The sequence below is a fragment of the Komagataeibacter nataicola genome (assembly GCF_003207795.1).
In the GTDB taxonomy this organism is placed as follows: Bacteria; Pseudomonadota; Alphaproteobacteria; order Acetobacterales; family Acetobacteraceae; genus Komagataeibacter; species Komagataeibacter nataicola.
Map to the genome: position 1 here is coordinate 1 of NZ_NIRT01000059.1, position 8,717 is coordinate 8,717.

An 8,717-nucleotide genomic window follows, 5' to 3' on the forward strand; every position below is an offset into this window, starting at 1 on the left:
GCAGCGCCGCATCCGTCTCGCCATCGCTGCCATTGGTGAGCGCCGTGGTGTTGGTCACGGTGTCGATGCCCGATATGGCCGTGCCCAGCAGGCAGATGGCCCCCGCCGCCACGTTGCCAGTCGCGCCCGTAGTGGCGCACTGCACTGGCACGGTGATCGAGGCTGTGCCCGCGGGTCGAACGTAAGCTCCGGCGCTCGTGGACCATGCCGGGTTGGTCTCGTCCTGCACCACGCTGAACACAAGGCTTGAGGCTGTGCGCACGGTTGCCCCCACCGCCACCGTGGCCGACTGGCTGGCGGGCGAGAACGAGGTGAAGGTGACGGTGCCGGTCGCCGCCGTGCCCGGCAGGCGGGTCAGGCCAAAATCCTGCACGAAGCTGTCGGCATCCGTGCCGATGGATGTGGCCAGCCGGGTGCGCGAGAGGATCTGGAGTGCGATGAACTGGAACCACAGCCCCAGCCCGGCCACGGCCTCGAGCATGGCGCGGCCGGGGGAGCCGATATTGAGGTCAAGCAGCGACGGGCATGCACCCTGCGCGCTGGCCACCATATTGCCCAGCGTGGTCCTGAATGACTGGAAGGTTAGGGCCAAGACGGACCTCCAATAAAAAAGGCGCCTCGTGAGAGGCGCCCGTCATGTGCTCAGTGTCAGTTCCTGCACCGTGCCGGTGGCGGCATCGGTGTAGGCGATGGCCAGCAGATAGGCCCCTGACCTCGGGTTGGAGAGCGTGACCGTGATCGGCTGGGTCTGGTCCACCCCGCCCTCTGCCTGCATCTGCTCGAGCACCAGGGCGCGGATGGCGGCCTCATCCATAACGCTGCCCACCCGTGCTGGCAGGCCAGCGCCGTAATCGGGCTGCCAGATATAGGCCCCGGCATTGGTGCACAGCCTGCGCAGGAGCGCCTGCCTTGTCTGGTCCGCACCCGTAACCACGGCCACGCTGCCCGTGCCTGACAGGTCAAGGTCGCCGCCCATGGTGTGTGACAGCGCGCTCATTGCGGCGCACCGGTTGAACCGCTACCCGGCTGCACGCCGCTATGGGTGTGGCTTTTACCCGAGATGCCCGCCGCGAGAACATCTGTCTTTCCGGTCACGGTGCCCTGTGCGGTCATGTCCCTGTCGGTCGTGATCGGGCCCCCGGTTACGGCAAGGCCGCTGGCATCGAGCGTCATGCCCACGCTACCCACCTTCCATGCCTTGCCGGTGGCGGTCAGCACCTCGGTGGTCTGCCCTGCCCCGCTGTAGATCGCATCACGCGTGATGTGCCACCATGGCGCGTTCTGCGTGGCGTCGCCCGGCGCAGTTTCACCATTGGCGGGTGGCGTGGGGCAGCCTGCCACGATCAGCAGTTCGCCGGGCTGGGCGGGTTGGCTGGTGACGGGGGATGTGGGGGGCATGAGCACGGCGTCAAACACCGGGCAGGCCATGACCATGTGCTCGGCATCGCCCTCGACGGGTATGGTCACGGCATGCGTGCCGATATCGGGCAGGCAGGCAATGCGCAGGCTGCCTGCCTGTAGCGCGCCGCAGGGCACCCAGCCACTCTCCACCCCGGCGGGCTGGAGCATTACCTTGACGGCGTGATTGACCGGGTCCACCGCGCTGACCAGCCCAAAGCCGGGCTGGGCCTGCGCGTGCGCCAGGCCTGCGGCGACCATGCGGGTATCAGTCATCAGTTTCATCTCCTGCCATGCTGCGGCTGCGCAGCGTGACCTGTTGTGAAAAGCCGCCATTCCATGAAAAACGACTGCTCACGGCATCCACGTCCAGCGTGCCGTCCCATGTCGTGCCGGTATCGGTCAGCCGCATGAAGTCACGGGGCTGGAGCGTGATACGCCCTGGCAGGGTGCCGGTAATGGTGCGGGCATGGGCCATGATCTGCCCATATTTGCATCGTGCCATCTGCCGCGCCGTATCCAGCCGCGCGCCCGGCAGGCTGAAACTGTGCAGCGTGCCAGCCTGTGCGGGGGGCGTGGTGGAGCCGCCAGCCGCTGACCAGTAATAATCCACCTTCGTGCGCTGTCGGCTGTCCCACGCCATGACATGCACGATGATGCCCCGCCCGATCTGGTAATCACGCATAAAATTCAGGCCGTAAGCGCCGGTTCTTATGGGCTGTTCCGGCCCGTAATCGGCATAATCGAGCAGATGGGTGTTGGCCTGCGTGGGTGTGGGATAGGGTGCGCAGACAAGAGTGGTGCCCTGTGTGTACAGATCACAGCCCGCCCCGGTGGCCAGCGTGCTGGCCAGGTCAAATGCTGTCTGGAACCGGGTGTGGCTGGCTGCGCTGCCCCGTTTGTGCTCCACCTGCCAGAACTGGCCCGTCATGGCCTGTGGCATGCTGACCTGTGGCGTCAGCCCTGCAGCAACGGACATGGCCGTGACCACTTCCGCCCCGGTCATGTTCATCCAGTCGGCGCAGATGCGCATGTCCAGCAGCCTGGCCAGATAGTCGCGGCAGGCGATGGTAACAGCTGTCTGCGTCGGGCTGAGGACAACATGGTCGATGATGCCTGTGAATACGGTGGTCCATTGCGTTCCCGCATCCGCCGCGTCACGCATCTGCAGCGTTATGCCCAGCTCGGTCAGGGTGCTGCCATCTGAAGGGGGCGGGAGGTCAAACCACAACCCGCTGGCAGGCGTGGCGGCACGATCCAGCGCCAGTGTCATTTCAAGCGTATCGGCCCGGCTGTAGCGCGTACGGGTCAGGGTGAACTGCTCAATCCCGGTTTCCGCCCGTTCGGTGCCGTTGACCAGCAGCCGCGCGCGCGGAGCACGCCAGATGACCTGCCCGGCAGTGGTGAGCGAGAGAGTGTCGCTCATGCCGTAACCCCCGGCACGCCGCTATCAAGAACAGTATCAATGGCAGGCAGCACAAGGGTCACTGGCGTGGTGAAAGTGGACAGGTCAGGGTCGGTCATGCCGTTGAGCTGCGCGATCCGCCACCACGCGGTGGCGTCATTCAGCTGCCGGGCCGCAACATGGTACAGCGTGCCATCCGCCGCCGTAACCTTTATGGTGAGCACCATGGGTGTGTTACCTCCTGCTCAGTTATTGGCAATCGGGCCATTCTGCACGCCTCCTGTGGCCAGCAGCGTGTTGGCATAGGCGCGGTTGACCAGGCCCGCGCTGTTGACGGTGGCGCTATGCAACTGTGCGTTCTGGGTCAGGGCAGAGAGGCTGGCGGCGTTATCGGGCGCGATCCCTTCCAGATTGGCCCCGCTCTGACCGATGGCGCCGGTCAGACCTGCACCGGATGCCGCAAGCCCCGACACCACGCTGGCAGCGCTATCGGGCACCGAGGCCAGATTGACCCCGGCGCCAGACAGGCCACCTACCATGCCCAGGTTGTCCTCCACCCCGGACAGAACGCCACCGGCCCCCGCCATGTCGGCAATGGGGGCGACCTGCCCCATGATGGTGCCAAGCTGGCCAGTCATATTGCCTGCAATGGTCGAGACATCTGCAAGCGCATCCGTAAGGCCGGACAGGGCGGAACCCGCATCCGCCCCCACCAGCGCCGAAAGGCCGGACACCACATTCGTCGAAGCTGCGGTCTGTGGTGGCTGCTCAAGCACCAGCCGATAGGGAATGACCACGCCTTTCTGTGCGTAATCATAGGAATACTGCACAATGCGGACCATAAGCGACAGTCCCGCCCCGCTGAACGGCACCGGCACGCCCGCAATCCGCATCTGCTTGAGCACGCGCGCGCGTTGGATGGCGGTGGGGCCGACAAACGTGCCGGTCAGTTCCAGGCGGTCGGGGTCGTTGCCCACGGCATCGATCACCCTGCCGCCACCGGGCAGGCGGTGCACGGCCACCTGCTGCGTGCCCCCATCACGGATGAGCCGGGGCACTTCCATGCCAGTCAGGGTCAGGTCGCCGATGGTGACGGGGGCCGAAGCCCATAGCCGCCCGATCGCGCCGATGGCGGTCTCGGTGTTCATAAGGGTCAGGGACATGTATTTTTCCACTCAGGACGGACGCGGCGTGGACCGTTGGCGTTCAATGGTCATATTCCCACGGAGCGACCGGGTAGCTGCACATGCTGTATGCCATCAGGCGCGGTGCCGGTGGCGCGATGCTCAAGAAGGTCGCGGCTGGTTTCTATGCGGGCAACGGCTTGCCCCACATTGTGCTGGTCCAGTGTCACGGGAATGGTGACCTGTACGATGGGCGCGCCCGGCAAGACCTGATCCGCGCTGCCGGGAGTGCGGGCACGGACCATGGGAGCCGGACTGATGAAGGAAGGCCGCGCCTGTCTGCGCGGTTGCCTGCGTGGCAGGGTGACATTCCCGGAGCCACGAATAATGCTGGCAGGCACCACGACGCGCCGCGCCGCATGGCTGTCTGGCTCGCTGTTCAGCAGGCCGGGCCTGTACGGCGGGGCCTGCCTGTCCGCCACAGGGGATATGGACACGATGTGGCTCCGACCCGGGACAGCCACGGGAGCCGCAGGCCTGGGCATGATGCGTGCAGGCACAGGCATGGCGCGGCTCATGGCCCTGCCCCCCTGCATAGCCCCGGCGGAGGCCGTCGTTACAGGGCGGGCATTGGATGTGCGCATTGGCAGGCGCGTCAGGGGTGATACCCTGCGTGATCCATGGGGCATGGGAGGATGCTTTTTTTCATCCCGCCCGTTCCTGTCCGGGGCGGGCGCAGGATTGTTCATGACCGCTGGCGCTGTCCAGCGCCTGTCTGGTTCGCCTTTTTCACCATGGCTGGGCCCGCTACCGGCATGGCGGCTGACGGGCGGATGCGACTGTATTGCCCGCGCGGCGCGCATTTCCCCCAGCCTGGCTGGCAAGGCCTGCGTGGGGGCGTTATGGCTGCGTTCAGGCAGACGAAAGCGGGCAGCCATGACAGGCCGGGTTGTGGCGCGCCCCATGCGCCCCACCGCCGCAGCCAGTCTTGCAATGGCACCTGCCGCATGCCCGCTCCGCCCCGGCAGGCGGACGACCGGCGCGGACAGGCTACCGGCTCGTGCGGCCTGAAGCCGCATGACCAGGCGTGTCGTGGCCCGACAGGATTCAGCCATCTGGATACTCCCATTGTTGCGTGCCCCAGTCATAGCGGCCGCCTGCCAGCTCCCCGAAGGCGACAAGAAACGCCATGCGCCGCACGCGCGGCATGGACATGGCCACATCCCACGGCACCCCGTGCCCGACCAGTGCCGCCACTTCGATCAGCACGGGGTGCCGGCTCAGTTTTTTGCGGCTTGGGCCTCGGTATCGGGGGTGGCCTGCGCATCGGGGCCAAACAGGGCCGTGCTGAGCACCTCAATGCCGTCATTGCCGATCTGGTTGGCAAGCTGTTCAAGCTGCACGCGTGTTTGCGGGCGGATGACGGGCACGCCGTCAATCGCATCGACCGAACTGACCATGAGCGCGTATTCCAGCCACGCGGTCGAGGGGGTATCCGGCCCGAACTCAAGCAGGGCAAGCACATCACCCGGCCCGCGCTCGCGGTAGGTCAGGGTGCGGCCATCGGAGGTTTTTACGGTTTTTTCCGTCATGTCGGCGTATTCCGGCTGGGGGATCAGGAAATGCGGTTGCGGGCGCGGGCCGTGAACGTGATGGTCTGCGTCACCAGCGTTTCGGACTGGTAGCGCCCCGCATCCGACAGCTTGAGGGATGCGCCGATGAATTCGTAAGTGCTTAGCGACCCATCGCATTCGGTCACATACTGGTAGATGCTGCCCAGAATGACCGTGCCCGCCGACCAGAACCCGCTCTCGATCGCGGCGAACAGGTCATCGGCTCCGGAGCCGTCGCGCTGGAAGGAAAACTGGCCGCCCCACCCCCCTGGCACGTCATAGAACAGGGGCATGTCGTTCAGCGGGTTTGATTCCAGCTGGTGGGTGCGCTGGGCCGCATCGAAGCCGGTCACCGTGGGCAGGTCGATACGGCTGCCGTTATAGACCAGCACCACGCGGCAGTCGCGGCCGATATTGAAGGGTTTGAGGGACATTCATGGCTCCATGAAAAAAGCCACCCCGAAAGGTGGCCCGTAAAGTATTGCGCTATGATTGATGCAGTTTAAAAAACAACAGTTTCTGGATAAGGTAGTCCTCTGAAGCTTTTTGAAAAAACTTCACCAAAAACTTTCTTCTGTTTTCCAGGCCAGGGATCAGGCCGCCGCAGTCGTGGTGCTGACCGTAACACTCGCCCCGCCCTGCAGGTTGACCACGAAGAAGCGGTTGATCCCCTGATAGCGCACCTGCACGTCAGCGCGTACATAACCCAGCGCCGTGCGCGACTGGGGGTTGTTGGTCGTGTCGCACAGCACGGCGTAATCCGTGCTGGCCCCCAGTATGCCGCTGCCCACCATGTTCGACAGCGTGCCGAGCAGCACGGCGCGGATGTCGCCATACAGCGTGGCGCAGATGACAGCGCCCACAAACGCGCCCATGCCCGCGTTGAGCGTTTCGGCAATATAGTTTGTCAGGCGTGTATAGGTGTCATCATCCGTCACGTCATCGGCAGAGGTATTGATGCCGCCGCGCACCGCCCAGTAGCTGCCACCGGGTGCGGGGTTGCAGATCACGTCAATGCCCGCCGTAAACAGGGCCGACAGCTCGGCGCCGGAATAGGTCGCGGCCTGCCCGCTACTGGCCAGGCCTGCTTTCTGGCTGCCGATCACGCCATACAGTTCCTTGTTCAGGCTCGACTGCTCGGGCGAAAGGCCACCAAGAATGCCAGCGGCAAACGCCTGAGGTGGCACCAGAATGTCGCCATTGGTGTCATCATCCCACCACAGCCAGTCACCAAACATCAGCTTGACGGCGTAGCTGTCCAGGCCTGCGGCATTTTTCATGGCCACCGCATTGGCAATCGTGTCGCCTGCCGGGCCGCAGGCAATCATGTACATCCCTTCCCCCAGGCCAAAAGCGGCCTGCGTGGTCCATGAGGTGTTATCCACCATGCCATGCAGCAGCCCGATCGCGCAGCCCTGCCCGCGCAGGGCATACATGCCGGTGCGGTTGGTGCCATCCGTGCCCAGGAACTGCGCGGTGGTGGGCACGCCGCCATCGCTGCCCCCGGCCAGTGTTGCCGAACCCGCTTCAGGCGCGGGCACAGGGGTGGGCACGGTGGCGCGCACGAGTGCCGTGCCATCGGCTGCAATGGCGGCGGCAAGGACCGGCCATGTCGAGCCACGATAGGTACGGCTGCCCAGCACCGGGTGGGTGACCGTAAGGGTGTAATTCGAGGTGATGATCGGATCCTGCGCCATGGTGGCCACAAGGGCGTTGCCCGCACTGCCCGTGTGGATGGCGGTCAGCGTCACCCCCGCCAGTGTGCCCGTGGCCGCTCCATCGGTGCCATCGCTCACCCGCACGCAGCGAAAGTCGGATGCGCCCTGCAAGATGGCGATGTTCACAGCCGTGCCGATATCGTTCGCCTGCGCCTGCTTGGGGCCAAATGCGCTCAGGCAGTCACCCATGCTGCCGATGATGACCGGAGACGCCACCGGCCCCCAGGCCGCCGTGCCCACCAGGCCGATCCGCCCGGTTGCCACGCCGTTGAGTGCCAGGGTCTGCGGTTTGAGGATCTGCACATACAGATCCGGCACGCTCAGGCTGTTGGTGTTGAGCTGCCCGGACTGATAGATGGTCATTTTATGCGTATTCCCTGTTGCGCGGCATGCCGCGTGAAGAAACGGTTCAAGAATTGGGCGTGCTTATTCGGGCCGTGACCCGTGCATCACACGGGCGGTTCAGGGCGCTGCCGGTGCGTCCAGCAGCACATCGCCTGCAATCAGGCCACTTTCCACCCCGATGCCACCGGCCAGCATGAGCGGCACTGACTGGGTCAGGTCGGTGTCGAACGTCACGAGATAATGGGCGGGGCGGGCAAAGATGCCCCGGTTCATGGCGGTATCATCATTACCCGCCCCCCGTGCCTCGATGCGGAAGGTGGAGCCATTTGCATCCACCAGCCAGTCGGTCAGGGCCAGCGCATCGGCCATGGCCTGCCCTAGCGCATCCCGCGCGGCCGGGCTGGCTGACCAGGTAGTGAGCACGAACATCTGCTGCTGCCTGCGCGCCACGCACCGCGCCGTGGCCATGCCTGCGTTAATGGCCTGTGCCGTGACACAGGCGGGCAGCGTGATATCCGCTCCCTGCACGGTAGCACCCGGCAGCATCGCAGCAAGGCTCGCCGCGATGCTGGCCGCCGTATCACCCGGTTGCGCCCTGTACAGGCAGCACCCGGCGCCCGTGACGCCCGCAAGCCCTTCTATCCTCAGCCCGACGATACCGGTGGGAACCGTGTTGGCCACAAGGGCGAGCGTTGCCATGCCACCCGTAATACTTATGCTGACGGTGGCGGCCTGCGTGCTTTCCATCCGCCAGGGGCGGCCGAGCGGTTCATCAAGGCGGGTCCAGCCTTCAGCCGTATCGGCAATGCTGATGAAGTCACAGCCTTCGTGCAATGTATGCAGGGCATTGCCCAGATCCGCCTGTGTCAGGCCGCCACGGCGGATGATGACGGGGCGGCCCGTGCAACTGCTGGCACTACGCCCGTCAGGGCAGAGCGCTGCGGCAAGCGCTCCTGCGATGGCAGTGGAAATGGTGGCGATATCGGCCATGTCATGGCGCTTCCTGTTATGGCTGGGCTCAGGACCCATTGATTTTTGTAGGGAATTTTGATTCAGGCTCTGCAAGGAGACTGAAGATGAGCGACCTGTTCTGGCTGACGGATGAACAGATGGA

The 8,717-nt window shown here is 64.9% G+C and carries 13 protein-coding genes; 1 reads left to right on the forward strand and 12 read right to left on the reverse strand.

Going from position 1 to position 8,717, the window contains the following annotated elements:
* From CDI09_RS16775 to CDI09_RS17970, 7 genes are all read right to left on the reverse strand, one after another.
* Window positions 1-592: baseplate J/gp47 family protein (locus tag CDI09_RS16775; protein WP_211308949.1), on the reverse strand; the 592-nt coding region annotated here is incomplete at its 3' end.
* Window positions 593-634: 42 nt separating this feature from the next.
* Window positions 635-997: a phage tail protein gene (locus CDI09_RS16780; RefSeq protein ID WP_078523878.1), complete on the reverse strand. Its 363-nt coding sequence runs from the start codon at window positions 995-997 to the stop codon at window positions 635-637.
* Window positions 994-1,674: a baseplate assembly protein gene (locus CDI09_RS16785; RefSeq protein WP_078523876.1), complete on the reverse strand. Its 681-nt coding sequence runs from the start codon at window positions 1,672-1,674 to the stop codon at window positions 994-996. The genes CDI09_RS16780 and CDI09_RS16785 overlap by 4 nt, the downstream gene beginning before the upstream one ends.
* Window positions 1,667-2,824: a hypothetical protein gene (locus CDI09_RS16790; RefSeq protein ID WP_078523874.1), complete on the reverse strand. Its 1,158-nt coding sequence runs from the start codon at window positions 2,822-2,824 to the stop codon at window positions 1,667-1,669. Before CDI09_RS16790 ends, CDI09_RS16785 begins: the two co-directional genes overlap by 8 nt.
* Window positions 2,821-3,030, reverse strand: coding sequence for a hypothetical protein (locus tag CDI09_RS16795; protein WP_078523873.1), 210 nt, complete (start codon window positions 3,028-3,030; stop codon window positions 2,821-2,823). Before CDI09_RS16795 ends, CDI09_RS16790 begins: the two co-directional genes overlap by 4 nt.
* 18 nt (window positions 3,031-3,048) lie before the next feature.
* Window positions 3,049-3,966 carry a hypothetical protein gene (locus CDI09_RS16800; RefSeq protein WP_078523872.1) on the reverse strand — a complete coding sequence of 306 codons (918 nt, stop codon included), beginning with the start codon at window positions 3,964-3,966 and terminating at the stop codon, window positions 3,049-3,051.
* Between the two features lie 50 nt (window positions 3,967-4,016).
* Entirely contained in the window at window positions 4,017-4,424 is a 408-nt protein-coding gene (locus tag CDI09_RS17970; protein ID WP_146220934.1) for a hypothetical protein, read from the reverse strand.
* A 46-nt stretch (window positions 4,425-4,470) separates the two neighbouring features.
* Between CDI09_RS17970 and CDI09_RS16810 the strand changes: the two genes are divergently transcribed.
* Window positions 4,471-4,998: a hypothetical protein gene (locus CDI09_RS16810; RefSeq protein ID WP_146220935.1), complete on the forward strand. Its 528-nt coding sequence runs from the start codon at window positions 4,471-4,473 to the stop codon at window positions 4,996-4,998.
* A gap of 36 nt (window positions 4,999-5,034) precedes the next feature.
* Here CDI09_RS16810 and CDI09_RS18360 read toward each other — a convergent pair whose 3' ends face one another.
* The 5 genes from CDI09_RS18360 to CDI09_RS16830 all read right to left on the reverse strand — a co-directional run bounded on the left by CDI09_RS18360 (window position 5,035) and on the right by CDI09_RS16830 (window position 8,593).
* Window positions 5,035-5,196, reverse strand: a complete 162-nt coding sequence (locus CDI09_RS18360; RefSeq protein ID WP_165399179.1) for a hypothetical protein — start codon at window positions 5,194-5,196, stop codon at window positions 5,035-5,037.
* 11 nt (window positions 5,197-5,207) lie between these two features.
* The gene (locus CDI09_RS16815) at window positions 5,208-5,519 is read right to left on the reverse strand and encodes a hypothetical protein (protein ID WP_078523867.1); all 312 of its coding nucleotides are present in this window, start codon (window positions 5,517-5,519) and stop codon (window positions 5,208-5,210) included.
* 23 nt (window positions 5,520-5,542) lie between these two features.
* A complete protein-coding gene (locus CDI09_RS16820) occupies window positions 5,543-5,974 on the reverse strand; it encodes a hypothetical protein (RefSeq protein WP_078523865.1) in 432 nt (143 codons plus the stop codon).
* Between the two features lie 159 nt (window positions 5,975-6,133).
* Window positions 6,134-7,621: a phage tail sheath protein gene (locus tag CDI09_RS16825; RefSeq protein ID WP_078523863.1), complete on the reverse strand. Its 1,488-nt coding sequence runs from the start codon at window positions 7,619-7,621 to the stop codon at window positions 6,134-6,136.
* 99 nt (window positions 7,622-7,720) lie between these two features.
* Window positions 7,721-8,593, reverse strand: a complete 873-nt coding sequence (locus tag CDI09_RS16830; protein ID WP_078523861.1) for a hypothetical protein — start codon at window positions 8,591-8,593, stop codon at window positions 7,721-7,723.
* Window positions 8,594-8,717: the final 124 nt, after the last annotated feature.

Excerpts from the sequence above, each read along its gene's own strand:
- CDI09_RS16800 (WP_078523872.1), bottom strand. The coding sequence starts at position 3,966 with ATGTCCCTGACCCTTATGAACACCGAGACCGCCATCGGCGCGATCGGG.
- CDI09_RS16780 (WP_078523878.1), bottom strand. The coding sequence starts at position 997 with ATGAGCGCGCTGTCACACACCATGGGCGGCGACCTTGACCTGTCAGGC.
- CDI09_RS16830 (WP_078523861.1), bottom strand. The coding sequence starts at position 8,593 with ATGGCCGATATCGCCACCATTTCCACTGCCATCGCAGGAGCGCTTGCC.
- CDI09_RS16810 (WP_146220935.1), top strand. The coding sequence starts at position 4,471 with ATGATGCGTGCAGGCACAGGCATGGCGCGGCTCATGGCCCTGCCCCCC.
- CDI09_RS16820 (WP_078523865.1), bottom strand. The coding sequence starts at position 5,974 with ATGTCCCTCAAACCCTTCAATATCGGCCGCGACTGCCGCGTGGTGCTG.
- CDI09_RS16815 (WP_078523867.1), bottom strand. The coding sequence starts at position 5,519 with ATGACGGAAAAAACCGTAAAAACCTCCGATGGCCGCACCCTGACCTAC.
- CDI09_RS16785 (WP_078523876.1), bottom strand. The coding sequence starts at position 1,674 with ATGACTGATACCCGCATGGTCGCCGCAGGCCTGGCGCACGCGCAGGCC.
- CDI09_RS16825 (WP_078523863.1), bottom strand. The coding sequence starts at position 7,621 with ATGACCATCTATCAGTCCGGGCAGCTCAACACCAACAGCCTGAGCGTG.
- CDI09_RS16795 (WP_078523873.1), bottom strand. The coding sequence starts at position 3,030 with ATGGTGCTCACCATAAAGGTTACGGCGGCGGATGGCACGCTGTACCAT.
- CDI09_RS16790 (WP_078523874.1), bottom strand. The coding sequence starts at position 2,824 with ATGAGCGACACTCTCTCGCTCACCACTGCCGGGCAGGTCATCTGGCGT.